Here is a 25,738-nt window from a genome sequence, read left to right on the forward strand (position 1 = left end):
CATTCACCTTCCTACTCACTATTCCTTACGGAAGTGGTGGCCGAAGGTTGCGTGAACTTTCTTTTCTCTTCTCGATTGGCTGCCGTCGCCGCGCGCCGATCATCCTTATGATAGACGTGACACATCGCGCAGCCCGACGCCACCTGCGCTTTCTTTGCGATTCCGCCACCATTTTCGCCGACATGGCAGGTGCGGCAATTGGCGATGCCGGGGATCAGCACGTCGCGCGCATCCTTCGATTTCGGCGCCGCATGGCAGGAGGCGCAATCCTCGGTCGTGTGCGCGCGATGATCGAACCAGCCGTTCACGAAGTAGTGATCGGGCAGGGTGACGGCGGCGATCTTGTAATCCAGTGCGCCGGGACGCGACGGGCCGGTGATGCGGTGGCAATCGGCGCAGGTGCCATCCGGCGCGAACATCGCGCGGATCGCCTGGCCCGCGGTGCCGCTGATGCCCTGCAGGCTCGCGACCTGAGCGGCGGCGAAATCGCCGGGGCGCTTGCGCATATAGCCGGCGAGAGGCTGGACCGGCGTACCGCCGCCCGCGCCATAGAAATCGCGGACCTGCGCGATCGCCTGATCCACCTCGCCATGGCGCAAGGTGCGGATCTGGCCGTCACGTCGGCCGAAGGCGAGGCTGTGGCAGGACTGGCAATCCTTCTCCATCGTCACCGGCAGGAAGCCCGCGCCGTTGCGATTGGGCGTGTGGCAGCCCGCGCAATCGAGCCCGCCGCTCTTCACCTGACCCAAAGCCTGCGCCATGCGCGCGACGCCGTTGGTAGCGGACAGATGCAGATCGTGCGGGAAGATCAGGCCGGTCTCCTGTTTCGGATGCGCATCCAGCGACGTGCGCTGGAAGATCGGCTGGTCGCCGGGCTTGATCAGGATGGCGGGCTGGAATTCGGGATGGCCGGAGCCGAAATCCTTCGTGTCGCCCAGCTTCGTCTCGGGCAGCTTTTCCTTCAGATCGGCGTGGCAATCCGCGCAGAATTTCTGGTTGGGCACGGCGATCCGGGTGTCGTTGCCCTTATGCTCGGTGTGGCAATCCACGCAGCGCCCGGCGGGGCGATTGAAGGCGTGGGCGACGGCGAGGCTGAGCTTGCCGCCGATCGTGTCCGGCGCCAGCGCGACGCGCAGCTTTTCCGGATCGGCATGATCGTGGACGGTGGTGTGGCAGGTCTTGCAACTCTCGTCCCGCACCGAGACGAAGGCCTTGGCGTGGCAGGCGGTGCAATCGTTGGTGAGCCCGGCGTGGGCCGACGAGAGCGGCCCGGCCGACCAGCTGCGATCGCCATGGAAGCCGGCCGTGCCCGCCGCCATCTGCTCGGCCGTGAGCGTCTTGTGGCCGGCATTCACATAAGAGGCGATCGGCCAGGCGAGGAACAGCAGCAGGACGAGCAGCGCGCCGCCCCACGCCATCAGGCGGCGCGAGGGGGCGACGCCCGCGAGCGTGAACAATTGCCGTTCGTCGCGCTCCTCATCGGCGGCGGAGGCGGCGACCGCGCCGAAGCGCTCGACGGTGACGCCGATCGCCTGCTCGGCCTCGTCCCATGCGATTTCGAGGCGGAAGCCCGCGATGCGGACCTCGGCGCCGGCGCGCGCATCGACCTCGGCCTCCTGCGTCGAGCGGCCGTCGACCGTGAAGGGCACGCCCTTCAGCGAGCGGACGATCAGGCGGTGCGGCCCGGTCTGGACGAGCGTGGCATGCTCGAGCGTGACCTCGAGATCGGTGAGGACGATATCGGAGCCGGGATCGCGGCCGATCGAGACGCGCTCGCCTTCCACGCGGCGGCTGCGGCGGATCTCGCGGCCTGTGGCGGATGCCGAGACGGCATGGATCAGAAACGCCATCCCGCCCTCACCAGTAGAAGAAGACAGACACGACATGCGCGATCAGAGCGGCGATCAACGCGATCGTCGTCGGCACATGCACGTAGAGCCAGATTTCGAGGATCGCGCGCAGCCGCAGGTGACGGCGCAATTGCGCGACGAGGCTGTGCTTCTGCCCCAGCAGCGCCTTCAGCCGCTCCATCGCGTCGGGCGGGATTTCGCCCTTCATCTCGCGCAGGCCATGCTCGGCCTCGGTCGTGGCATTCTCCAGCGCGCCCGAGCGCAGGCGCGCGCGCAGCCCGCCACCGAACGCATCCTCGTCCAGCGAGGCCTGGATCAGCGCGGCGGCGCGCGGACCCAGCGGCTGGGCGGCGGAATGAAGCTGGCGATCGAGCGAGCGCAGGCCTTCCAGCATCTGCGTCTCGGTCAGCTCACCGCGATTTTCGGAAAGCTTGGAGGGCAAAGCCGCATAGACGCCGATCCCGAACAGGCCGGAGGCGATGACGAGCATCATCAGCGCATAAGCGAGCGTGTGGACGTTCCAGCCGAAATGGAAGCCGGTGTGGAGCGTGCCGATCACGATCAGCGACAGGCCCAGCCACACATGTGCGGAGGTCCACGCCTTCAGCGACCAGACGCCCGGCGACATGCGCCGCTTGCGGATGCCGAGCGCCGTCAGCCACAGGATCAGCGCGAAGCCGATCGTGCCGAGCGTATAGCCATAGACGGTGTCGCCCTCGGGCCGGGGCACCGGATTGTCGAACGCGTAGATCAGGATCAGGACGAGGCAGAGCGCGCTTGCGATCTTCGCCCAGCGCCAGTTGCGATGGCGCAGGAAGCTTTCGTGCAGGAGCGCGGCCGAGCGGCGGACCTGCTTGCGGGGGGAGGAGCGGCTGGCCATCAGCGCGCGCTCTCTTCAACACCGTTTGGTTCGAGCAGCATCGAGCTTGCCGAGATGCGACCGTCGAGAACCTTCTCGACTGCGGTTCTCGACAGGCTCAAACCTTCGCTCGAAGCAAACGGCTGGGGAGGGTGGGCGGGGAGCATGCTCACCGCTCCGCCCCCAGGCGCGAGATGGTCAGGAATTCCTCCGGCGCGACGCGGATCGCGGCGCCGGTGGGGCAGGCGCGGACGCAGGCGGGGCCGCCGTCGATGCCCGAGCACATGTCGCACTTGATCGCCTTCTTGGGCTTCTCGACGCCCGCCGGCATATTGTCGTGCACCCATTTGTGGGACGGTTCGCCGGGGCCGGGGCCGCGCCCGAACAACAGCCAGGAGAGCAGGCCCGGCTTCTTCGGCGGCACCTTGTCCAGCCGGATCACGCCATACGGGCAGTTACGCTGGCAATTGCCGCAGCCGATGCAGCTGTCGTCGACGAACACCTCGCCGTCCGGCCCGCGATGGATCGCGTTGGGCGGGCAATCGGCCATGCAGTGCGGATGCTCGCAATGGCGGCAGGAGGTGGGGACGTGGAGGTGCGCATAGGTGCGCCCCGCCTCGCGATCGAGCCGCGACAGGCCTTCGTGGCTGTCCGCGCAGGCCTTCTCGCAATTGTCGCAGCCGACGCAGAGCTTCTCGTCGATCAGCAGAACGTCGGTCGCCTCGCCGATGCCGTTCTCGATCAGGAAGCCCGCAACCGAGGAATAAAGATCGACGGCGCCGCCGAAATCCTCCTTGCGCTCCTCGATGAAGCTGTTGACCTGCCGGCGCGAGGCCATGTCCTTCTTGGCGCGCTCCAGCAGTTTGGGATGTTTCTGGAGGAGGGCAGCGAAGGCGTCGCCGTCGATCCGCAGCACTTCGGACTTGATCGCCGCGCGCACGGTGGCGGTGCGCGTGCCGCCGTCGATCAGCGCCATCTCGCCCACGTAGGAGCCGGCGGGGAGATAGGAGAGGAAGATGGGCTTGGAGCCGACCTTCTTCTCCACGATCATCGAGCCCGAGCGGATCACGTAGATGTCACGGCCCTCGTCGCCCTCGACGAGGATCGATTCACCGGCCTTGATCTGCTTGATCTCCGAATGCTCCATCACATCCGCCAGATCGGCGGGGGTGAGGCCGGAGCCGAACATCTGGAGAAGCTGGCGCTCGGTGGAGATGCGCGTGATCGCGCGTTTCACGGCGGGTACCTGGCTCATCAGCTTGAGCGTGGCGGAGCGGGGGATTTCCAGGAGGACGCAGGGCTTGGCGGCGCTGACGGTGGAGCCGCGACGACGGCCCGAAATCAGGCCGACCTCGCCGAAGATCGAGCCCTTGTCGATCATCACATCCACGCCCGGCGCGACCTCGACCGCGACCGAGCCCGAGGCGACCGCGAACAGCGAGGAGCCGGGATCGTTGCGGCGGAAGATCACCTCGCCCGCCGCGAACGCCGCAATCTCGCTGTCCAGCATGAATTCGCGCATCTGCAGCGGCGAGAGATCGTGCAGGATCTCCACATTCTCGCGCAGATAGTCGAGCCAGCCGGAGACGCTGTTCTCGCGTGCGACGCCCGAGGGAAGGCCGGAGAATTTCCGCTCCAGGATCGGCTCGTCGGCGGGCTTCAGGCTCGTGTTGCCGGCGATGAACTCGACGACGTCATAGCCCTGGTTCATGCAATGCTTGATCAGCGGATAGCCTGCCAGCGCGCCGATCACGTAGATGCCGGGCACGGTCGATTCGAACGTCGGCGACAACTTGGGATAGGAGATGCGATCCTGGCTGGCGAACTGGACGCCGGTGCCGGGGACGACGCTCTTGCGCCCGTCCTTCTCCTCGAAGCTGGCGCAGCACGCTTCCACGAAGGCGCGGGGCGGGGCGGAGCCGATGCGGGCGATCGTGCGGTTGCACGGGATCGTCACCGCGCCGTCGCGCGTGTCGAAGCTGATCGTGTCCGGGCCGATCGCGGACGTGCTCGTCTCGCACATCACGGTGATGCGGCCTTCGGCCTCGGCCGCGCGCAGCAGCTTGACGTTGGCATCCTTGGCGGTCGGGAATTCGGCGCCGAGATTGACGAGGGTGACGGTGTTGCGCTGCTCGGGATCGGCGGCGAGGCCCAGCGCATTCTCGATGCCCGCGTCGCCGCCGCCGATCACGGTGATATGCTCGTCGATATATTCGGCGGGGTCGTCCAGCGTGTACTGGACGATCGCGGCATCATCGACGGGGCAGCGCATCCGGTTCGGATTGCCCTGCGTGCCGATGCCGAGGATGATCGTCTCGGCCTTGACGTCCGGCTTGCCCTTGATCGAGATGGTGAAGTCGCCGATCTGGCCGGTGACGGCGGTGACCTCCGCCTCCATCAGCACGTTGACCTTGTGGCCGGCTGTGCCCTCGTTCCAGTTACCGAGGATCGCCTCGCGCTTGCCCGCCTCGAACGGCAGGTCCGAGCGCAGCACGAGCTGGCTCGGCGTGGCCATCACGTGCTTGCCCTTCTGGTATTTGTAGATCGTATCGGAGAGGTGGTCCGTCTTCTCGATCAATATATGATCGAGGCCCAGAGACGCGGCGTGCGCGGCCGCGCTCAGGCCAGCAGGCCCGGACCCGATAATGGCGACGCGATGCATCGTCATGGAGCATTCCCCCTTCCCCAACGCCTGCTCTAGCATCCCTGACGCAAGAGGCTAGACCTTGATCGTTACGGGCTGCAAATCAGCCGGCAACGTGAAACACGGTTTCGACACGGTACGGAGCCTGGTTCGCATCCGTTGCAGGCGTGCGGCGCGCGCCGATATCTCGGACGATCGAGGTCCGGGCGCGCAAGTATTTGGGGGAGTGAGGAATTTGGCGAGCCAGGGTGGGATCGGCGCCAGCCGGATCGGGATTTACGCTCTGGTTCTGGCGGGGGTGGCGGCGGTCGTCGCGCTCGGCCTGCGCTATCGTGAAAGCCGCGGGCAGGGGGCTGCGCCCAGCGCCGCCACGGCTCCGAAGGCGCCGCAGGGCGACGTCAATCAGATGGTGCAGGCGCTGGAAGCGCGGCTGAAGGCGAATCCGAAGGATGCCGAAGGCTGGCGGATGCTGGGCTGGTCCTACTTCAACATGAACCGCTTCGACGATGCGGCCAGGGCCTATGCGCGCGGGGCCGAGCAGGCGCCGAACGATTCGGGGCTGTGGTCGGCGCTGGGCGAAACCCTGGTCTATGCCCACAAGAAGGGCGTGGACGAGGATGCGGCCCACGCCTTCGGCCGCGCGCTGCAAATCGATCCCAAGGATGCGCGCGCGCGCTACTTCATGGCCGTCCGCAAGGATCTGGCGGGCGATCACAAGGGCGCGATCGACGACTGGATCGCGGTGCTGCGCGATGCGCCGGCCGACGCGCCGTATGCCGACTCGATCCGCACGCTGGTGACGCAGGTGGCCAAGCGCGAGAAGATCGACGTTGCGGGCCGCATGCCGACCGCGCCGGCGCCGCGCACCGTGGCGAGCGACGGCATACCGGGGCCGACGCCCGGCCAGATGCAGGATGCGGCGCGGATGAGCCCGTCCGAACAGGATGCGATGGCGCGCGGCATGGTCGATCGGCTGGCCTCGCGCCTTTCGCAGCAGCCGCGCGACGAGGAGGGCTGGATCCGTCTGATGCGCGCGCGGCTGGTGCTGGGTGACAAGGTGGCGGCGAAAGAGGCGCATGCCAAGGCGCGCGGCGTGTTCTCGGACGACAAGGGCGCGCTCGGCCGGATCGATGCGGCCGCCAAAGAGTTGGGAGTCGAATGAGCGGCGTGGTCGATTTTCTGCCTGAGGGAGCGGCGGCCGACTGGACGATCCCGCAGGACTGGCAGCGTTATACGGCGGCCGACCATGCGATGTGGGACACGCTTTTCGCGCGGCAGGCGGGGATGCTGCGTGGCCGCGTGGCACCTGAATTTCTCGCCGGGCTCGATCTGCTGCGGATGGACAAGCCCGGCATTCCCGATTTCGAGGCTTTGTCCGAACGGCTGATGAATGCGACGGGGTGGCAGGTGGTGGCGGTGCCGGGGCTGGTGCCCGATGCCGTCTTCTTCGATCATCTCGCCAATCGGCGCTTCGTGGCCGGCAATTTCATCCGCACGCCCGATCAACTGGATTATCTGGAGGAGCCGGACGTCTTCCACGACGTGTTCGGCCATGTGCCGCTGCTCGCCCACCCGATGTTTGCCGATTACATGCAGGCCTATGGGCGCGGCGGGCAGCGCGCGGCCGGGATGGGCGCGATCGAGCGGCTCTCCCGTCTCTATTGGTATACGGTGGAGTTCGGGCTGATCGCGGGTGCGGACGGGCTGCGGCTTTATGGCGCGGGGATCGTCTCGTCCTTCGGCGAGAGCCATTTCGCGCTGGAGGATGCGTCGCCCAACCGGATCGGCTTCGATCTGAAGCGGATCATGCGGACGCGCTACCGGATCGACGATTATCAGCAGAGCTATTTCGTGATCGACAGTTTCGAGGATCTGCTGCGCCAGACGCTCGAAACCGATTTCGCCCCGCTTTACGATGCGCTGGAGGCCGAGCCGGATCACGCGCCCGACGCGGTGCTGGCATCGGATCGGGTGATCACGCGCGGCACGCAGGCCCATGCCGCCGCGCAGGCGGACTGAACGAACGAGAGAGAAGGAGCGGATGATGAGGATGACGACGCAGACTCTGGCCCTATGGGCCTCCCTCTCGCTGGCCGGATCGGCCTCCGCGCAACTGCCCTCGGGGCTGCTGGGCGGGATGCTGCCCAATGTCGCCTCCACCAGCGCGGGCAATGCGGCGGGGCTCCTGTCCTTCTGCGTGAAGAACAAGCTGCTGGGCGGGCAGGATGCCTCGTCCGTGATCGGTTCGCTCACCGGCCAGCCCGGCGTGACGACCTCGAAGGATTTCGCGCAGGGGCAGGCGGGTGTGGTGCAGACCGGCAACGGATCGGGCCTGTCGCTGGCGAACCTGAAAGGGCAGATGAAGACCAAGCTGTGCGATATGGTGCTGCAGCACGGGAAATCGCTGGCGGGGCTGTAGGCGTGGACCGATCGCCCTCAAAAACCGTTCGTGCTGAGCCTGTCGAAGCACCGTCCTGCTTTCCGTCAGCGTTGAAAGAGGAACGGCCCCCTTCGACTGCCTGCCAAGGCAGGCGCTCAGGACAGGCTTAGACAGTCTCAGTGCAAACGGGATGGGGGGGCTTTAGGCCGTCCCGCGGATTATGTACCGGTCGGTTATGGAAATTCGTCGCCTGAGCGACTAAGTGCCGCCGTCAGGGAGTGACGAACTGATGAAGCGGGACATCATCCGATATCTGGATTCCGTGAAGGCGCGCGATCCCGCGCCGCGTTCGCGGTGGGAGATCCTGCTTTATCCGGGCGTGTGGGCGTTGGTCTTCCACCGCGCCGCGCATTGGCTGTTCGAGGCGGAATTGTGGTTCCTGGCCCGGCTGGTGAACCATATCGGCCGGATGGTCTCCGCGATCGACATCCACCCCGGTGCCAAGATCGGCGACAATTTCTTCATCGATCATGGCTTCACCGTGATCGGCGAGACCGCCGCGATCGGCGACAATGTGACGATCTACCAGTGCGTCACGCTGGGCGGCACCAATCCCGCCAATGGCGTGGCCGGCAAGCGCCATCCGACGATCGAGGATGACGTGATCATCGGATCGGGCGCGCAGGTGCTGGGCCCGATCACGGTGGGCAAGGGCGCGCGCATCGGCGCGAATGCCGTCGTCACGCGTGACGTGCCGCCGGGCGCGACGATGACGGGCATTCCCGCACGACCCACCTTGGTGGACGCGCAGAATTATAATAGCTTCATCCCCTATGGCACGCCCTGCAGCGAACGCTTCGATCCGCAGACACAGCAGCTGGAGTTGCTGAAGTGCGAGGTGGAGACGCTGCGCGCCAAGCTGGCCCAATTGATCGAGCAGCGCGACGAGACGAGCGCGCCGGATCGCGAGCGCGCCTGACGCACGCGTGCATGGCCGGATCGTGCGGGACGACGGGATGCGGTTTCTGAGCGGGGTGCGCGCCTGATGGGGGTGGTGACGCCCTTTCCCGTGCCCGATGCGGCGCAGGTGATCTTCGTCCGGGCTGAATTGCAGCGCATCCTCGATCTCTACGGACGGATGGTCGCGGCCGGGCACTGGCGCGATTATGCGATCCAGTTCGGGCGCGACGCGGCCTCCTTCGCCTGCTTCCGCCGATCGTCCGAGCGGCCCGAATATCGGATCGAGAAGCGCCCGGCACTGCGCAACCGTCAGGGCGAATGGGCGCTGATCGGGGAGGGCGGTGCCGTCCTCAAGCGCGGGCACGAACTGGGCCCGGTGCTGGCGCCGGTGGAGCGCAAGCTGATGAAGCTCGTCGAGGAGTGATCCTCTTGCGGCGATCCGTTGCGCTGGTGCATCGGCGTGCCTATCTGCACGCACGAACGCCACGGGAGCCGACATGAAAGAATTCTCAGATCGCGAGCGCGCCGAGGAAGGCAAGTTCGCGCGCGACGAAGAGATGGCCTTCCGGATCACCGCCCGCCGCAACCGGCTGGTGGGAACCTGGGCCGCCGGCCTGATGGGCCTGACCCCCGAAGAGACCGATGCTTATGCCAAGGCCGTCGTCCAGGCCGATTTCGAGGAAGCCGGCGACGAGGACGTGATCCGCAAGGTGCTGGGCGATCTGGTCGGCGCCAATGTGGACATGGACGATCGCCGTGTGCGATCCGCGCTGCACGACGCGACCGTCGAGGCGCGCCGCCAACTGATCGAAAGCCAGTGAGCCCTTATCGATGCCGATGACCGCCGACGAGATCGAGACGATGATCCGGGATGCGATCCCCGACGCGCAGATCGAGATTACCGATCTGGCCGGGGATGGCGACCATTATGCGGCGCGCGTCGTCGCCGAGAGCTTCCGGGGTATGCCCCGCGTCCGCCAGCACCAGCGCGTCTATGATGCGCTGGGCGGGCGGATGGGCGGCGTGCTCCATGCCCTGCAACTGACCACAGCCCTTCCCGCCTGAAGGCTCCAGAGGAAACCGACCATGACCACCGCCACCACGGACGCGCAGGCCCGCATCGACGCTGCCGTCAAAGGCAATGACGTGCTGCTGTTCATGAAGGGCACGCCGCTCTTCCCGCAGTGCGGCTTTTCCAGCCGCGCGATCGCGATCCTCGAGCATCTCGGTGTCGAGTTCGAGTCGATCGACGTGTTGCAGGATCAGGCGGTGCGCCAGGGCATCAAGGATTATTCCAACTGGCCGACCATTCCCCAGCTCTATGTGAAGGGCGAGTTCGTCGGCGGCTCCGACATCATGATGGAAATGTATGAGAGCGGCGAGCTGGCCGAACTCATGCGCGAAAAGGGCGTCGCCGCCGCGTAAGCGCGCCGAGCGTTCGCTTTTAGTGTGGCGCGCTCCTGCGGAGGCGGGAGCGCGGAGCTGCAAACGTTTTACCGGATAGCCCCGTGCTCCTTTCGCAGGAGTGCGGGGCTTTTCTTTTGGGCTGACCGGTTTTGACGGAGTCTCCCCGTGTCTCGGTCGGCGTGCCAGCCGGTCGATGTGTCTGTCCGCCTGTCATCTCCCGTTCAGCATTCCGGCGTCATTCCCGCGTTGACGACCACATGTGTAATCGTTATGATTACGTCTGTAATCGGAGGTGGTGGATGTCCGAACGGATCAGCGAAGGCGAGCATGTGCTGATGGAGGTGCTGTGGGCGGATTCGCCCCTCACCGCCGTCGAGGTGACCGAGCGGATCGATCCCGCGCGGGGCTGGAGCGACCGCACCGTCAAGACGATGCTGGGCCGCCTGCTCGCCAAGGGCGCGCTCTCCCATGAGGAGGATGGCCGGCGTTACCTGTATCGCCCGGCCGTGGAGCGCGGCGATTATGTCGCGCGCGAATCCAGCCGCCTCGTCGATCGCCTGTTCGGTGGTCGCGCGGCGCCGCTGGTGGCGCATCTCGCCGAGCGTCAGGCGCTCAGCGAGGCCGATATCGCGGAACTCGAAGCCCTGCTGAAGGAGTTGCGGCCATGAACCAGTGGATCGTCGAAACGCTCTCCATGTCGAGCCTGCTGATGCTGCTCGTCCTCATAGTGCGTCGCCCCGTGAGCCGCTGGTTCGGCGCGCGCGTCGCTTATGCATTGTGGCTGATCCCGCTCGTGCGGATGGTGCTGCCGCCGGTGCCGGGGCATCATATGCTGCTGAAGCCGTTCGCGGTCTTGACGGCGACGGCCGAAATGACGGCGCCTGCGAACGTCAATCTGGACCTCGGCCTGGCCGCTCCCGAACCGCTCGGGCTGCCGCCAGAACTGCAGGCCGCGCTCGACACGGGCCCCGTGCCCGCCGGACCGGACTGGATCTCGTTGCTGATCGGCGCGTGGCTGGCGGGGGCGGCTTTGTTCTTCGGCTGGCAGATGCTGCGCTACCGCCTGTTCGTGGCGCGGGCGATGCGAGGTGCCACCCACCTTTCGACCAGCGCGGGCGTCGAGATCTTCGTCAGCGATGGCGTGGAGGGGCCGATCGCCTCGGGTGTGATGCGGCGGCGCATCTTCCTGCCGCGTGACTTCCTCGATCGTTATTCCTCCAGCGAGCGGCGCCAGGCGCTGCTGCACGAGGGCGCGCATCACGATCGCAAGGATCTGCTCGCCAATGTCGCCGCGATCGGAATCGTCGCGCTCCACTGGTGGAACCCGATCGCGCACATCGCCTATCGCTGCTTCCGCGCCGATCAGGAGCTGGCGTGCGACGCCACCGTGCTGGCCGATGCCGCGCCCGAGGAGCTGTATGCCTATGGCAGCGCGCTCGTGAAATCGACCGTGGGCCGTGCGCCTGCCGCTGCCTGCGCCTTCAATCGCACCGACGAGATCAAGAGGAGGCTGACGATGATCAAGCGTGGTCGACTGGGTTTCGGGCGCCGCGCCGCGGGCGTGATGCTGGCGACCGTCGCGACGGTCGCGGGGCTGGGGGCCACGGCGTCGGGTGGCCGTGCCGCGGTTCGGATCGAGACAGGGGCGGCGACGCCGGCTGCCGCTGTGGCGCCCGCATCGCCGGATATGTCGCTTGCCGAGGATATGGCCGCACCCGTCCGGGCGAAGGCCACGCAGTCTGTCGCAATGGCCGATCCGGTGGGCATGCCGGCGCCGCCCGCGCCACCCGCCGATCCGGCTTCGCCTGTGCCGCCTGCGCCTCCCGCAGCGCCGGTCGCGCCCCAGGCGCCGATGCAGGTGACGCACATCCATCATCAGGCGGACGGCTCGGTCACGGTGGATCGCCGCCCTGAAACGCGGGCCGAGGCGCGGGCTCGCGCGCTGGCGGAGGCGCAGGCGATGCGTGACCGGGCACAGGCCCGTCGCGACTCGGCAATGGCCGAGCGCGATCGGAAGTGGGCCGAACGGGATCGGCAGCAGGCCGATCGGGACAGGGCGCAGGCCGACCGGGATCGGGCGCAGGCCGCGCGTGATCGGGATCTGGCCGCGCAGGATCCGATCCGCATGTCGAATGTCCGCGTAATCTTCGGCCAGTCGCTGGATCAGGCGCGCGCCGAGATGGTGTCGACCTGTGCGGCACGGGGCACGCCGGTGGCGGCGGGCGAGCGCGACTGGCGCAAGCTCGCTCTGTGCGACAAGGCCGCGTTCAACACGCAGGTGATCCGATCGATGGAGGAGGCGCGTGACGATATCGCCCGTGATCGTGCCATGGCCAAAGACGAGCGCACCCGCACGATCGACGCCCTCGACGGGGCCATCGCCCGGATGAAGGCGCGCGGCATCAGCTAGGGATGTTCGTGGGGAGACGGAAAAAGAGGCCGCTGGGTCCTAGCCGCGCCCTCCGTCAATCCGCTAGGCAAAGGCGATGCACATGTCCCCCGCCGTCCTCGCCCCCGCCCGCCCCGATCGCTCTTGGATCGACGAGGCGGTGCGGCGGATCGAGGCGGACTATAACCGCTCGGCGGATACGCATCTGGTGCCCGTGCCGATGCCGGCCTTTCCGGGCATCCACCTGTATCTGAAGGACGAATCCAGCCACCCCACCGGGAGCCTCAAGCATCGTCTGGCGCGCTCGCTCTTCCTCTATGCGCTGTGCAACGGGCGGATCGGGCCGGGCACCACGATCGTCGAGGCGTCCAGCGGATCGACCGCCGTGTCGGAGGCCTATTTCGCGCGGATGCTGGGTTTGCCGTTCGTGGCGGTCGTGCCCCGGAATACGGCGGCGGAGAAGATCGAGGCGATCGCCTTCCATGGCGGCCGCAGCCATTTCGTCGATCGGCCGGGCGATGCCTATGGCGAGGCGGAGCGGCTCGCCCGCGAACTGGGCGGCGTCTATCTCGACCAGTTCACCTATGCCGAGCGCGCGACCGACTGGCGCGGCAACAACAATATCGCCGAATCCATCTATGCGCAGATGGCCAAGGAGCCGCATCCCATTCCCGCCTGGGTGGTGTGCGGGGCGGGGACGGGGGGCACCTCCGCCACGATTGGTCGCTTCGTGCGCTACCGGCGGCTGGCCACGCAGCTGTGCGTGGCCGATCCGGCGGGATCGGTCTTTCATCGCCACTGGGCGGATCGCTCGATCACGGAACTGGAATCGTGTGGCAGCCGGATCGAGGGGATCGGCCGCGCGCGCGTCGAGCCCAGTTTCCTGCCCGATCTGGTGGACGAGATGATCGCCGTGGCGGATCCCCAGAGCGTCGCCGCCGCGCGCCTGCTGAGCGAGCGGCTGGGACGGCGCTGTGGTGGATCGACCGGCACGAACCTGTGGGCCTGCGCCACGATCGCGGCGCGGATGGCGGCGGCGGGCCAGACGGGATCGATCGTCTCGATCCTGTGCGACGACGGCAACCGCTATGCCTCCACCTATTTCGACGATGCCTGGCTGGCGACGGCGGGAATCGATCCGACCGGGCCCCGCGCCGAGCTTGCGGAGCGGCTGGGCTGGTAGCGGACAGCGCCTTTCGTCGCGTCACCGCTGAAATCTGCGTGCAACATCGTGGTCCGATGGAGCATGCTGGAGGGGCGCCCGATCGCGCCCGCGCGCGCTTTGGTATAAGATGAGGGCATGAACAGGGTTCGCTGGCCGCGCTGGCGGGGGCCGCCGCTGGCATTGCAGATCATGGCGCTGCTCGTGGGCGGTCTGTTCGTCGCGCAGATCGTGACGCTGATGCTCACGCTGTTGCTGCCGCCCGCGCCCGCCCCGCAATATGGGCTCGACGATATCGCCGAGGCGCTGGTCAACGATCCGGAGGCGGATCTGCACGGCAATGGGCTGCAGCGCATCGTCCAGCCCGGCCCGCCGGACGTGAACGGATCGGGCTGGCTGGTGTCCGAGCGGTCGCGCAGCGAACTGGCCAAGCTGATCGGGGTCGATCCCCGGCGCGTGACGCTGGCTTTCTATACGCCGCTGCCCTTCGCCGGCACCGCCGCCGCGCGCACGATGGCGATGGCCAATGACGGCTTCGCCCCGCCGTTCAAGGCGGCGGCGAACGAGGCGTTCCAGCCGCCCTTCAAGCCGGCCGCGTTCACGGCGGACGCGCCGCAGGCGCATCTCATCCTCGCCCAGTTCGCGCCGGGATTGGCGACGCTGCCGGGCGGGCATCGGCTGGAAGGGGCCGCCGTCTCGCGCGATATGCTGCCGCCGGGCCTGATGGCGCGCGGGGCGATGATCGGCCAGATGGGGTCGGCGGGGCAGACCGGACAGCCGGGGCAGGCGCCGGTGCCCGGCATGCAGCCCGGGCAGATGGGCCAGATCGCGCCGCCCGGTCGAGCGCGTGTCGCCGAACTGCGCGGGCAGATGCTGTCGCGTCAGGATAGCACGCACCCGCTCGTCAGCATCGATCCGCGTTTCGCCGGGAACGGCCTGTTCATCCCCGGCGACAATGGCGCGGCGGTGCCGGGCCTGCTGCGCGGGGGGCAGGCCGCCGCCGACGCCGTTCCGGCCGCCGTCTCGGCCTTGCCCGTGGTCAGTGGGGCGATCAACGCCGCCGCGACGGCTGCGGCCACCGGGCAGGCTACCACGCAGGTGCCGATCGGTGGCGTCGCGGCGGCCCGGCCCGGTGCGAACACGCCGGGCTTCGCGCCGCCGCTGGGTGGACGGCCGCTCGGCCAATTGTTCATGGGCAATGCGGGGCGCGTGCTGTCCGATCGGGCGCTGATCGCGCAGGCGCAGGTGCAATCGGTGGCGCCGCAGCGCGTGGCGCCGCCGCTTCTGATAGAGCCGCTGCAGGGCGCGCAGCCCCGCTCCGGCCCGAGCCTGCACGTGCAGGAAACCGCGCCGCAGACGATCTCGCCGAACTTTCCCGCGCCGTTCGCCCAGGCCCCCGTCATCCCGCCGCTGAGGGCTCCGGGGTTCGAGGAGGGGCCGCAGATGCTGCCCTATGAGGAGCCGGCCGGCCCGCCGATCCAGATCACGCCCACGCGGCGTAGTCTCTTCGGTCTCGCGCAGGCGCCGTTCGTGGAGGGCGATTTCGTCGCCTCGCTGAAGCTGCCCGACGGGCGCTGGGCCGTGGTGCAGCCCGCCCCGCCGCCCTTCCTGAACAGCTGGCAGAAGCGCGTGCTGCTGTGGTTCGCGATCGCGCTCGGCGTGGTGCTGCCGCTCGGCTGGCTGTTCGCGCGGCGGCTGGTGACTCCGCTGCAGAGCTTCGCGCGCGCCGCCGAGCAATTGGGCCGTGAGCCCTCCGCCGCGATCGTCCCGCTGGACGGGCCGGCCGAGATCGGTCGCGCCGCGCACGCCTTCAATCTGATGCAGGGCCGCCTGCGCGCCTTCGTCGACGATCGGACGGCGATGGTCGGCGCGATCAGCCACGATCTGCGCACCCCGCTCACCCGGATGCGCTTCCGTATCGAGGATGTGGGCGACGACGACGTGCGCGATGGCCTGCTGGAAGAGGTCGAGGAAATGGAGGCGATGATCGCGCAGGTCATCGAATTCATCCGCGATGCCTCCACCCCCGGCGCGCGCGAGCGGCTGGATCTGCGGACTTTGGTGGACGACGTGGTGGAGGATGCGCGCCTCGTGGGTGGCGACGTGACGGTCGAACAGGCGGATCGCGCGCCGGTCGAGGTGGACGTGCTCGGCATGCGGCGGCTGCTCGATAACCTGCTGGAAAACGCCGTGAAATACGGCACCCGCGCCCGCGTGCGGCTGCGCACCGAGGCCGAGGATGTGGTCGCCGAGATCATCGACGAGGGGCCGGGGCTTCCCGAGGAGGAGCTGGAGCGCGTGTTCGAGCCTTTCTATCGCAGCGACGAGGCGATCGCCTCCGACAAGAAGGGATCGGGCCTGGGGCTGGCCGTCTGCCGCTCGATCGCGCGCGCCCATGGTGGCGATGTGCGCCTGATACGCGGGCCGGACGGCTTCCGCGCCGAGGTGCGCCTGCCGCAGGCGTTCGGCGGAGCGGCGATCGCCTGATCGTGCCTGCGCGCCCTCAGCCGCGGTAGCGCAGCGCCTCCAGCAACAGGCGGAAGGCCGGGGTCGGCTGACGACGGCTGGGATAATAGAGATGATAGCCGGGGAAGGGATCGCACCAATCCTCCAGCACGCGGATCAGCTCGCCGCTCTCCACATGCGGCTTCACCTGCCCCTCGGTGAGATAGGCGAGACCCAGCCCCGCCACCGCCGCCCTCAGCATCAGCGCGCTGTTGTTGAACACCATCTGCCCGTCCACGCGCACGTTCAGCTCGCGCCCGTCCTGTTCGAATTCCCACACATAGATGCCGCCATGCGTGGGCAGGCGCAGATTGATGCAGTTGTGGTGCGTCAGATCGTGCGGGCTCAGTGGCGCGGCGCGGCCCGCGAAATAAGCGGGTGAGCCGACCACGGCCATGCGCAGATGCGGACCGATCGGCATCGCGATCATATCCCGGGCGATGATGTCCCCCGGCCGGACGCCGGCATCGAAGCGTTCGTTGACGATGTCGGTCAGGCCGATGTCGGTGCTGATCTCCACCTTGATGTCCGGATAATCGGGCAGCAGCCGCGCGATGGCGGGCAGCAATACCGATGTCGCGGCATGCTCGGTCGCGGTGATGCGGACGGTGCCCGCAGGCTTGTCGCGCAGCGCCGTCAGCGCATCCAGCTCGGCATCGATTTCGTCGAGGCGCGGTCCGATCCCGGCGAGCAGCCGGGCGCCCGCCTCGGTCAGCGCGACGCTGCGCGTGGTGCGGGTGAGCAGCCGTACGCCCAGCCTTTCCTCCAGCGCGCGCATCGAATGGCTGAGCGCCGAGGGCGAGACGCCGAGCTGGGCGGCCGCGCGCGTGAAGGTCCCCGTCCGCGCGATCGAGACGAACGCGGCCAGCTCATGGATGCTCGCGCGGCCCATTACTGAATTTTCCTCATAACCACATGCGCGTTTGCCGCTCTAACCGGATGATCCCGGCGGGCATAGATCGGGTGCTTCGCAGGAGACACGATCATGGAATTGAAGCGTGCGGGATCGCAGCCGTCGCAAAAGGGCCCGTCGGATTTCTTCACGGGCGTCGTGAGGATCGATCCGCTCAACGCGCCGCCGGCCCCGGCGCGCCATTCCTGCGCGGCGGTGACGTTCGAGCCCGGCGCGCGCAGCCACTGGCACACCCACCCGCTCGGCCAGACGCTGATCGTGACGGCCGGCTGCGGCTGGACGCAGTGCGAGGGCGAGCCGATCGTGGAGATCCGCGCCGGCGACGTGATCTGGTGCCCGCCCGGCCACAAGCATTGGCACGGCGCCAGCCCGACGACCGCGATGACGCACATCGCCGTGCAGGAGTCGCTCGACGGCAGGAATGTCGAATGGCTCGAACCCGTGACCGATGCCCAATATGCGGAAGGACCGACCCGGTGACCGACGAACCCACCAACGCGCGCAAGGCCTTCGGCGATCTCGCGCCGCAGCTGGCCGAGATCACGGACAAGATCCTGTTCGGCACGGTCTGGGCGGACGAGAGCCTGTCGCCACGCGATCGCAGCCTCGTGACGATCACCAATCTTGCCGCGCTTTACCGGGTCAACGAACTGCCTTTCCATCTCGGCAAGGGCATCGACAATGGGCTGACGAAGGAAGAGATCGTCGCCGCGATCACGCAGACCGCTTTCTACGCGGGGTGGCCTCCGGCGATGACGGCGCTGCAAATCGCCCGGAAGGTCTTCGACGAACGCGGCTTGTGATGCGCGGCGCGGCTTTGATCGGCGCGCTGGCGGCGCTGCAGGGAGGTGCGGCCATGGCGCAGACTGGAGCGCGGATTGCGATGCCGATCGTGCGACTGGCCGAGCTGCGGATCGATCCCACCCGGCTGGATGCCTATCGAGTGCTGCTGCGCGAGGAAATCGAGACGTCGATCCGAACCGAGCCGGGCGTACTGATGCTCTATGCGGTCGCCGTCAAAGGACAGCCCGACCGCATCCGGCTGACCGAGGTCTATGCCGACCAGGCCGCCTATGAGGCGCATCTCGCCTCGCCGCACTTCCAGACATACAAGGCGGGAACGGCGGCGATGGTGCGATCGCTGGACCTGCTGGAAACGGATCCGATCGCGCTGTGCGACAAGGCCGGGCTCGCAGCCTGCGTATCGACCCCGGCTCAGCCGAAATAATAGCTGAGCTTCACCGTGATCGCCTGATCCTCGCCGTCATGCGTGAAGGCATAATCGCTGAAACGGGGCGGCAGGCGGGGGACGTGCTCCATGCGCGAAAAGCCGAAATCCTCGCGTGGCAGCGCAAAACGCTTGTCGAGCACGCCATTGTCGTTGCGATCATGGAAGGCCATCGCGGCATAGGTGCCCGGTGGCACGTCGGCGAAGCGGACGACGACCTTGCCGATCCGTGCGGGCACTTTCTGGCCGATCGCGCAGGTGCCGAGAAACTGCTTCTGCGGGCAGATCTGGACAAAGATCATGCCCTCCGTCGACCGCACATTCTCGACGGTCACCTCGATCGCGCGTGCTGTCGCGGGGGATGCCATTGCGGGTGTCAGGACGGCGACGGACAAAAGAAAGAATCGGCGCAAGCTGGGTTCCGGTGGACAGAGGCGGCCGGGCCGTAGCCGAGGTATGCGGAGCGGACAAATCGGCGCTTCCCCGCTCGTCCCAAACTCCGCTACGCCCGTCGCGTGTCCGACACCGTCCACCCCCGCATCTATACGATCCCCCCGCATCGCGCCTTCGCCGATGCTCTGGCGGCCGGGCTGCTCGCGCGGTTCGGCAAGGAGCCGCTGGGGCTGGCCCGTGGCGTGGTGCTGCTGCCCAACAACCGCGCCCGCCGTGCGATCCGCGACGCGTTCGTGCGGGCGAGCGGTGGAGCGCTGCTGCTGCCCAGGCTGGTTTCGATCGGTGATCCGGCGCTGGATGAGGCGATCGGCGCGGCGCTGGAGACGGTGGAGGCGCCGTTCATCCCGCCCGCGATCGATCCAGTCGCGCGCCAGCTGATCCTCGCCCGCCTGATCGAGGCGGCGCGGGCGAGCGCCGGCGAAGAGGTGGATGCGGGCGAGGCGATGCGCTTCGCCGCCGATCTGGGGCGCACGCTGGATCAGCTGATCGTCGAGGGGATCGATCCGGGCGCGCTGCGCGAGGCGGTGCCCGACGAACTGGCCGCGCACTGGCAGGCGAGCCTGACCGCGCTCTCCGTGGTGCTGGATCGCTGGCCGGAGGAACTGAAGCGGCGCGGGCGGATCGATCTGGCGGACCGGCGCAACCGGCTGATCGCGGCGACGGCGGCGCGGTGGCGGGTGACGCCGCCCGAGGGCTTCGTGGTGGCGGCGGGCGTCAGCGCGGCGGGCCCGGCGGTGGGAGATCTGCTGCGGACCATTTCGCGGATGGAGAAGGGGCTGGTCGTGCTGGCTGGGCTCGATCGCGCGATGCCCGACGCGGAATGGGAGGCGCTGCGCGGCGCCGAGGGCGTCGACGGGATCGAGACGCATCCGCAATTCGGCCTGTCGCGCCTGCTCGACCGGATCGGCGTGGCGCGCGAGGAGGTGCGGCTGTGGCGCCCGGCCGGAGCGGAGGGCGCGCGCTCGGTGCGCACCGTCGCGATCGGCCATGCGATGACGCCCGCCGCCTTTACCGACAAATGGCAGATTCTGAAGCCGCACCAGCGTCGTCTCTCCAACGTGCGTTCGGTGGAGCTGGCTCATCCGGCGGCCGAGGCGCAGGCGATCGCGCTGGCGCTGCGCGAGGCGCTGGAGGTGCCGGGGCGGACGGCGGCGCTGGTGACGCCCGATCGCGCGCTGGCGGTCCGCGTTGTCCAGCATCTGAAGCGCTGGGGGATCGACGCGGACGACAGCGCCGGGCGGCCGCTCGCGCTGATGGCGCCGGGCACGTTGCTGCTGGCGATCGCCGAGGCGGTGGCGGCCGATTTCGCGCCGGTGCCGCTGCTGGCCCTGCTCAAGCATCCGCTGGTGATGGCGACGGATCGCGCGCCGTGGCTGGAGGGCGTGCGTGCGCTGGATCGGGCGCTGCGGGGGCCGAGGCCGGGGCCAGGGCTGGAGGGCATCACCCGATTTCTTTCGCCCACGGGCAACTCTCAAGAACCGTTCGGGCTGAGCCTGTCGAAGCCCCGTCCTTCTTCTGACGACGGGCAAGGGGAAGGACAGCCCTTCGACAAGCTCAGGGCAAACGGGAGTCGGGATTGGGCTGAGCGCGAGAAGGCTGAAGCATTCGAGGCCTGGAAGCGGATCGAGCCTCTGCTCGCGCCCTTCTCCCGGCCTGCGCGTCCCACGCTCGCGGGGCTGATGGCGTTGGTGCGCGAGGCCGCCACCGCGCTGGCGGAGGATGCCGCGTGGAGCCGCCCCGCCGGGCGCGCCGCCGCCGATCTGGTGGCGGGATTGGAAGAGGGCGCGCATGAGGGGCCGCAGAAGATCGAGGTGGCGACCTTCCCGGCGCTGCTCCGCGCCGCGCTGGAGCAGGTGGCGGTGCGGCCGCCGCAGGGCGGGCATCCGCGTCTGTTCATCTGGGGCCTGATCGACGCCCGCCTGCAGCGCGCCGACCTGATGGTGCTGGGCGGGCTCAACGAGGGCGTTTGGCCGTCACTTCCGTCGCCCGATCCGTGGCTGGCGCCCGCGATCCGCCGCGCGCTCGGCCTGCCGGGGCTGGAGCGGCGCATCGGCGCGGAGGCTGAGGAGTTCGCCGCCGCGCTCGGCGCGCCCGAAGTGCTGCTGACGCGATCCCGCCGCGATGCGCGCGCGCCCGCCATCGCCTCGCGCTTCTGGCTGCGGCTGGACGCGATGACCGGGCGCCTGCCGCGCGCCCATGCGCTGGCCCGCTGGGGCGACGCGCTCGACAAGCCTGCGCTCTATGCGCCCGCCGAGCAGCCCGCGCCCGTCCCGCCGGTCGCGGATCGGCCGCGCCGGATCGCCGTCACCAAGCTCGACCGGCTCAAGGCGGATCCCTTCGCTTTCTATGCCGATGCGATGCTGAAGCTGCGCGCGATGGACGCGGTGGATGCCGATCCGACACCGGCGTGGCGCGGCAATGCGGTCCACGCAATCCTGGAGGAATGGCTGAAGCAGGATCAATGCGATCCGGCTCTCCTCAGGGCGCGTGCGGAAAAACTGCTGGCGGAGGCCGCAGCGCATCCGGTGCTGCGCGCCTTGTGGAGCCCGCGCCTGATGGAGGCGATCGACTGGATCGCCGAGACGACGGGCGACGATCTCGTCGCGGGACGCGTGCCCGTCAGAGCCGAGATCAAGGGCCGCATCGACGTGCAGGGCATCACGCTGGAGGGCACGGCCGACCGGATCGATCGCGATCGGGAAGGGCATCTCGCCATCGTCGACTACAAGACGGGCAAGCCGCCCTCGAAGAAAGCTGTGATCGAGGGCTATTCGATGCAGCTCGGCCTGCTCGGGCTGATCGCGCAGAAGGGCGGCTTTCCGGATGTGACGGGCGTGCCGGGCATCTTCGAATATTGGTCGCTGGCGGCGAAGGGATCGACGCTCGGTTATCGCGACAGCCCGGTGGGGCTGAACAAGAAAGGCGAGGGGATCGCGCCCGAGGAGTTCGCGCACCGCGCCGAAGAGGTGCTGGGCGAGGCGGTGCGGCGCTGGCTGACGGGCGGGGAGCCGTTCGTGGCCAAGCTCCATCCCGAATATGCGCCGTACGGGGATTATGACCAGTTGATGCGGCTCGACGAATGGTATGGCCGCGTCGCGCGGAGGAGCGAGGCATGAGCGCGCGGATAGAGCCGCTCCGCCGCCTGGCCGGCGCGCAGGCCGATGCTTCCGATCCGAAGCGGCAGGTGTGGCTGTCCGCCTCGGCCGGCACGGGCAAGACGCATGTGCTGACGGCGCGGGTGCTGCGCCTGTTGCTCTCCGGCGCGCGGCCGTCCTCGATCCTGTGCCTCACCTTCACCAAGGCGGGCGCGGCCGAGATGGCGGAGCGCATCCAGTCCCGCTTGGCCAGCTGGGTGCGGCTGGACGAGAAGAAGCTGGAAAAGGAATTGTTCGCGCTGGGCGAGCCGAACGATGCCGAAGCGATCCGCAAGGCACGCCGCCTGTTCGCGCGCGTGCTGGATGCGCCGGGCGGCGGGCTCCGCATCCAGACGATCCACGCTTTCTCGCAGACCTTGCTCGCCTCCTTCCCGACCGAGGCGGGGCTGGCGCCGGGCTTCAAGCCGCTCGACGGGCGGGCCGAGGCGGCGTTGGCACGCGAGACTCTGGCGCGACTGCTGGCGGATGCCGAGAGCGGCGGCGATCTGGGGCTGGTGCGCGACGTGCAGGTGCTGAGCCGGCGCCTCGGCGAGCAGGCGGCCGAGCGCTATCTGCGCCTGTGTGCGCGATCGCCCCGCGCGATGGCGGAGCTGGGCAGCCGCGAAGGGCTGGAGCCGCGCATCCGCACCGGGCTCGGCATCTGGCTGGGCGATATCGAGGCGCGCATCGTCGGCTATCTGGACGATGATACGTTCGACAGCAGTCTCCTGCGCGCGATCGGCGATGCCTATGCCGCGTGGGGCACGAAGACGGGGCTGGAGCGCGCGGCCGTGGCCGGGGCGTTCCTCGAGGCCGATGCCGGGGCGCGGGCGGGAATGCTGGGCGATCTGCTCCGTATCGCCGTCACCGCTGCGGGCGCGCCTTATGCCCATTCGCAGAAATTGCTCGATTGCGATCCGGCGCATGGCGACAATTGCGAGTCCCTCGCCGAGGCGATCGGCATGCTGCTGGAGCAGAGGCGCGGTGCCGAGCTGGCCGCCTTGCTGGCGGCCGGGCTGCGCGCGGGGCAATCCTATGCCGCCGCCTATGAGCGGGCGAAGCGCGCGGCGGGGGCGGTGGATTTCGACGATCTGATCCGGCTGGTGCTGGATCTGCTGGAAGAGCCCGGCGTGGGCGACTGGATCCGCTTCAAGCTGGACCGCCGCGTCGATCATTTGCTGATCGACGAGGGGCAGGATACCAATGTCGCCCAGTGGCGCATCGTGCGCGCGCTGGCGGACGATTTCTTCACCGTCGATCCGGACGAGGCGGAGCGCGAGCGCCTCCACCGCACGATCTTCTCGGTCGGCGATTTCAAGCAGGCGATCTTCGGCTTTCAGGGCACCGATCCGCAGGCCTTCGCGGCCGCGCGCGCCTTTTTCGGACGGCGGATCGAGGAGGGGGACCGGCAGCTCGATCGCCTCTCGCTCGATCGCTCCTTCCGTTCGACGCCTCCCATTCTCGCTCTGGTCGATCGGCTGAATGCCGATCTCGGCAAGGATGCGCTGGGACTGGCCGACGAACTGGAGCCGCACCAGAGCGCCAAAGACGGCAAGCTCGGCACCGTCACCCTGCTCGCGCCGATGTCGGTGGCGGGCGGCGATGCGGGCGAGGATGAGGGCGACGAGAGCTGGCTGGACGATGCCACGCGCGGCTTCGCCCAGCGGCTGGCGCAGCAGGTGAGCGAATGGCTGGCGCAGCCGCTCTGGCTGCCCGGCAAGGGGCGGGCGCTGCGGCCGGAGGATATCTTGATCCTCGTCCGCCGTCGGGGCGAACTCGCCTCGCTGATCGTGGCGCGGCTGCATGCGGAAAGCGTGCCGGTGGCGGGTGTCGATCGGCTGCGGCTGGATGCGCCGCTGGCGGTGCGCGATCTGATGGCGGCGATCCGCTTCGTGCTGCAGCCGGGCGACGATCTCAGCCTCGCCAGCCTGCTCGTCTCGCCTTTGTTCGGCCTGTCGCAGGACGATCTCTACGCGGTCGGTTTCCGGCGCGAGGGGAGCCTGTGGGCCGCGCTCCAGCGCCACCCCGATCAAGCCGCCGCGACCGAACATCTGCGCGAGCTGCTGCGCCTGACCGATTTCACCACGCCTTATGCGTTTCTCGAAACGATCCTGACGGGCGCGCTCGACGGGCGGCGCAAGCTGCTGTCGCGGCTGGGCGACGAGGCGCGCGACCCGATCGAGGAATTGCTGAACGCGGCGATGCTGTTCGAGAGCGAGGCGACGCCGACGCTGCAGCGCTTCCTCGACTGGTTCGATCGGGGCGAGGTGGAGGTGACGCGCGATCCCTCCGCCCCGCTGGATGCGGTGCGCGTGATGACGGTGCATGGCGCCAAGGGGCTGCAGGCGCCGCTGGTGATCCTGGCGGACGCGACCGGCGACCCCGCGCGCCAGCCCGCGCGCGACGTGAACTGGGCGATCGAGGAGGAGAGCGCGCCCGTGCCGATCGTGCGCCCGCGCAAGGCCGAGCGGATCGGGCCGCTGGAGGATCGCATCGCCGAGATCGAGCGGCGCGAGCGCGAGGAGCATTGGCGCCTGCTGTATGTGGCCGTCACCCGTGCCGAGGAGCATCTGGTGATCGGCGGCGCGCTGGGGCCGGCGGCGCGCGGCGTGCCGCCCGCCGAAAGCTGGTATGCGGCGATCGAGCGCGCGATGGAGGGGCTGGGCGCCGAGCCGGTCGACGATCCGCTCTGGGCGCATGCGCGCCATTATCGCGGCGATCGGCCCGCCGTGGCGCCGGTTCGCGCCGAGCGGGTGGCGCGGCCCGAACGCGCGCCGTCGCCGCTCCCGCATTGGGCGAAGCGCCCCGCGCCGCTCGAGGCGCTGCCGCCGCGCCCGCTCGCGCCGTCGTCTCTGGGCGACGATCTCGCCGCCAGCCCGCCGCCGAGCCCGGCGATGCGCGCGGCCGCCGAACGTGGGCGCCTGCTTCATGCCCTGTTCGAGCGTCTGCCGGCGCTCGCGCCCGACCAGCGCCTCGCCGCCGCCGAACGCTGGCTGACGGGGGCGGGGGGCGTCACCGATGCGGAGGCCGCGCGCACGCTGGCGACCGATGCCTGCCGCATCCTCGCCGATCCGGCGCTGGCCGAGATCTTCTCGCCCGAGGCGCTGGCCGAGGCGCCGATCGCGGCGGTGCTGGAAAGTGGCCATGTGGTGGCGGGCACGGTCGATCGCCTGCTGGTGACCGACGATCGCGTGCTGCTGCTGGATTACAAGACCGGCCGCGCCATTCCCCCGAGCGCGGAGGAGGCGCCGGTGATGCATCTGCGCCAGATGTCCGCTTATGTGGACGCGCTCGCCCGCATCTTTCCGGGGCGCACGATCGAGGCGGCCTTGCTGTATACGGCGGGGCCGCGCCTGTTTCCGCTCGCGCCCGACCTGTTGGCGCGGCACAAGCCGGACTATGCAGGGGCGCAGCAAAAGCTTGGCGCAAAGAGTTGAGGGAGCGGCCCGCCCTGCCTACATCCGGTCCAACTCACAGGAGCATACAAGATGGCGACCAAGAAGATCACCGACACGTCCTTTGAAAGCGACGTGCTGAAGGCGGACGGCCCGGTGCTGGTCGATTTCTGGGCCGAGTGGTGCGGGCCGTGCCGGATGATCGGCCCGGCGCTGGAAGAGCTGTCCGACGAGCTGGGCGAAAAGGTGACCATCACCAAGATCAACATCGACGAGAATCCCGAAACGCCCGGCAAATATGGCGTGCGCGGCATTCCGACGATGATCCTGTTCAAGGACGGTGCCCCGGCCGCGACCAAGGTGGGCGCCGCCCCCAAGAGCGCGCTCAAGGGCTGGCTCGAACAGTCGATCTAATTCGTTACGGGCGCGGCGAAACGGCATTCACGCTGTTTCGCCGCT

Annotated in this window: 24 protein-coding genes; 18 read left to right on the forward strand and 6 right to left on the reverse strand. The window is 68.6% G+C overall.

Annotation, left to right across the window (positions count from 1 at the left end; genetic code table 11):
• Positions 1 to 11: 11 nt before the first annotated feature.
• The 4 genes from HL653_RS13645 to HL653_RS13660 are packed head-to-tail and all read right to left on the reverse strand — an operon-like array spanning position 12 to position 5,377.
• Positions 12 to 1,850: a cytochrome c3 family protein gene (locus HL653_RS13645; RefSeq protein WP_171744997.1), complete on the reverse strand. Its 1,839-nt coding sequence runs from the start codon at positions 1,848 to 1,850 to the stop codon at positions 12 to 14.
• Positions 1,851 to 1,857: 7 nt separating this feature from the next.
• On the reverse strand, positions 1,858 to 2,730 hold the full coding sequence (locus tag HL653_RS13650; RefSeq protein ID WP_171744998.1) for a hypothetical protein: 873 nt from the start codon (positions 2,728 to 2,730) through the stop codon (positions 1,858 to 1,860).
• Positions 2,730 to 2,882 (reverse strand): hypothetical protein, encoded by a 153-nt coding sequence (locus HL653_RS13655; protein ID WP_171744999.1) that lies wholly within the window; start codon positions 2,880 to 2,882, stop codon positions 2,730 to 2,732. The genes HL653_RS13650 and HL653_RS13655 overlap by 1 nt, the downstream gene beginning before the upstream one ends.
• Complete coding sequence (locus HL653_RS13660) at positions 2,879 to 5,377, reverse strand: cyclic nucleotide-binding domain-containing protein (RefSeq protein ID WP_216599867.1); 2,499 nt, start codon at positions 5,375 to 5,377, stop codon at positions 2,879 to 2,881. The genes HL653_RS13655 and HL653_RS13660 overlap by 4 nt, the downstream gene beginning before the upstream one ends.
• Before the next feature lie 211 nt (positions 5,378 to 5,588).
• Here HL653_RS13660 and HL653_RS13665 point away from each other — a divergent pair, with 211 nt between their 5' ends.
• The 12 genes from HL653_RS13665 (at position 5,589) to HL653_RS24010 (ending at position 16,138) form a co-directional block, all read left to right on the forward strand.
• A complete protein-coding gene (locus tag HL653_RS13665; protein WP_171745000.1) occupies positions 5,589 to 6,515 on the forward strand; it encodes a tetratricopeptide repeat protein in 927 nt (308 codons plus the stop codon).
• Positions 6,512 to 7,372 (forward strand): phenylalanine 4-monooxygenase, encoded by an 861-nt coding sequence (gene phhA / locus HL653_RS13670; protein WP_171745001.1) that lies wholly within the window; start codon positions 6,512 to 6,514, stop codon positions 7,370 to 7,372. Before HL653_RS13665 ends, phhA begins: the two co-directional genes overlap by 4 nt.
• Positions 7,373 to 7,403: 31 nt before the next feature.
• Entirely contained in the window at positions 7,404 to 7,772 is a 369-nt protein-coding gene (locus HL653_RS13675; RefSeq protein WP_253716852.1) for a DUF2501 domain-containing protein, read from the forward strand.
• Between the two features lie 250 nt (positions 7,773 to 8,022).
• Entirely contained in the window at positions 8,023 to 8,712 is a 690-nt protein-coding gene (gene epsC / locus HL653_RS13680; protein WP_171745003.1) for a serine O-acetyltransferase EpsC, read from the forward strand.
• A gap of 66 nt (positions 8,713 to 8,778) precedes the next feature.
• Complete coding sequence (locus HL653_RS13685) at positions 8,779 to 9,117, forward strand: DUF2794 domain-containing protein (protein WP_171745004.1); 339 nt, start codon at positions 8,779 to 8,781, stop codon at positions 9,115 to 9,117.
• A gap of 73 nt (positions 9,118 to 9,190) precedes the next feature.
• The gene (locus tag HL653_RS13690) at positions 9,191 to 9,514 is read left to right on the forward strand and encodes a DUF1476 domain-containing protein (protein WP_171745005.1); all 324 of its coding nucleotides are present in this window, start codon (positions 9,191 to 9,193) and stop codon (positions 9,512 to 9,514) included.
• Positions 9,515 to 9,524: 10 nt separating this feature from the next.
• Positions 9,525 to 9,758: a BolA family protein gene (locus HL653_RS13695; RefSeq protein ID WP_171745006.1), complete on the forward strand. Its 234-nt coding sequence runs from the start codon at positions 9,525 to 9,527 to the stop codon at positions 9,756 to 9,758.
• Between the two features lie 21 nt (positions 9,759 to 9,779).
• Complete coding sequence (gene grxD / locus HL653_RS13700) at positions 9,780 to 10,118, forward strand: Grx4 family monothiol glutaredoxin (RefSeq protein WP_171745007.1); 339 nt, start codon at positions 9,780 to 9,782, stop codon at positions 10,116 to 10,118.
• A gap of 281 nt (positions 10,119 to 10,399) precedes the next feature.
• On the forward strand, positions 10,400 to 10,768 hold the full coding sequence (locus tag HL653_RS13705) for a BlaI/MecI/CopY family transcriptional regulator (protein ID WP_171745008.1): 369 nt from the start codon (positions 10,400 to 10,402) through the stop codon (positions 10,766 to 10,768).
• Positions 10,765 to 12,510 (forward strand): M56 family metallopeptidase, encoded by a 1,746-nt coding sequence (locus HL653_RS13710; RefSeq protein ID WP_171745009.1) that lies wholly within the window; start codon positions 10,765 to 10,767, stop codon positions 12,508 to 12,510. Before HL653_RS13705 ends, HL653_RS13710 begins: the two co-directional genes overlap by 4 nt.
• A gap of 82 nt (positions 12,511 to 12,592) precedes the next feature.
• Complete coding sequence (locus HL653_RS13715; RefSeq protein WP_216599868.1) at positions 12,593 to 13,672, forward strand: PLP-dependent cysteine synthase family protein; 1,080 nt, start codon at positions 12,593 to 12,595, stop codon at positions 13,670 to 13,672.
• A gap of 117 nt (positions 13,673 to 13,789) precedes the next feature.
• Positions 13,790 to 16,138, forward strand: coding sequence for an ATP-binding protein (locus tag HL653_RS24010; RefSeq protein WP_253716854.1), 2,349 nt, complete (start codon positions 13,790 to 13,792; stop codon positions 16,136 to 16,138).
• A 16-nt stretch (positions 16,139 to 16,154) separates the two neighbouring features.
• On the opposite strand, the gene HL653_RS13725 is transcribed toward HL653_RS24010, so the two are convergent.
• Entirely contained in the window at positions 16,155 to 17,048 is an 894-nt protein-coding gene (locus HL653_RS13725; protein WP_171745011.1) for a LysR family transcriptional regulator, read from the reverse strand.
• Positions 17,049 to 17,141: 93 nt separating this feature from the next.
• On the opposite strand from HL653_RS13725, the gene HL653_RS13730 reads away from it, so the two are divergent.
• From HL653_RS13730 to HL653_RS13740, 3 genes are read left to right on the forward strand one after another with little or no spacing between them, the layout of a single operon-like run.
• The gene (locus HL653_RS13730) at positions 17,142 to 17,549 is read left to right on the forward strand and encodes a cupin domain-containing protein (protein WP_171745012.1); all 408 of its coding nucleotides are present in this window, start codon (positions 17,142 to 17,144) and stop codon (positions 17,547 to 17,549) included.
• Positions 17,546 to 17,872 carry a carboxymuconolactone decarboxylase family protein gene (locus tag HL653_RS13735; RefSeq protein ID WP_253716856.1) on the forward strand — a complete coding sequence of 109 codons (327 nt, stop codon included), beginning with the start codon at positions 17,546 to 17,548 and terminating at the stop codon, positions 17,870 to 17,872. Before HL653_RS13730 ends, HL653_RS13735 begins: the two co-directional genes overlap by 4 nt.
• A complete protein-coding gene (locus tag HL653_RS13740; protein ID WP_253716858.1) occupies positions 17,872 to 18,297 on the forward strand; it encodes a putative quinol monooxygenase in 426 nt (141 codons plus the stop codon). Before HL653_RS13735 ends, HL653_RS13740 begins: the two co-directional genes overlap by 1 nt.
• Here the strand turns inward: HL653_RS13740 and HL653_RS13745 are convergent.
• Positions 18,285 to 18,665, reverse strand: a complete 381-nt coding sequence (locus tag HL653_RS13745) for a DUF2141 domain-containing protein (RefSeq protein WP_171745014.1) — start codon at positions 18,663 to 18,665, stop codon at positions 18,285 to 18,287. The genes HL653_RS13740 and HL653_RS13745 overlap by 13 nt on opposite strands.
• 147 nt (positions 18,666 to 18,812) lie before the next feature.
• Between HL653_RS13745 and addB the strand changes: the two genes are divergently transcribed.
• From addB to trxA, 3 genes are read left to right on the forward strand one after another with little or no spacing between them, the layout of a single operon-like run.
• Positions 18,813 to 21,866, forward strand: coding sequence for a double-strand break repair protein AddB (gene addB / locus HL653_RS13750; RefSeq protein WP_171745015.1), 3,054 nt, complete (start codon positions 18,813 to 18,815; stop codon positions 21,864 to 21,866).
• A complete protein-coding gene (gene addA, locus HL653_RS13755; RefSeq protein ID WP_171745016.1) occupies positions 21,863 to 25,321 on the forward strand; it encodes a double-strand break repair helicase AddA in 3,459 nt (1,152 codons plus the stop codon). Before addB ends, addA begins: the two co-directional genes overlap by 4 nt.
• A gap of 51 nt (positions 25,322 to 25,372) precedes the next feature.
• Positions 25,373 to 25,693 (forward strand): thioredoxin TrxA, encoded by a 321-nt coding sequence (gene trxA / locus HL653_RS13760; RefSeq protein ID WP_171745017.1) that lies wholly within the window; start codon positions 25,373 to 25,375, stop codon positions 25,691 to 25,693.
• Positions 25,694 to 25,738 lie beyond the last annotated feature (45 nt).

The organism is Sphingomonas sp. AP4-R1, from assembly GCF_013113735.1.
Taxonomy (GTDB): domain Bacteria; phylum Pseudomonadota; class Alphaproteobacteria; order Sphingomonadales; family Sphingomonadaceae; genus Sphingomonas_I.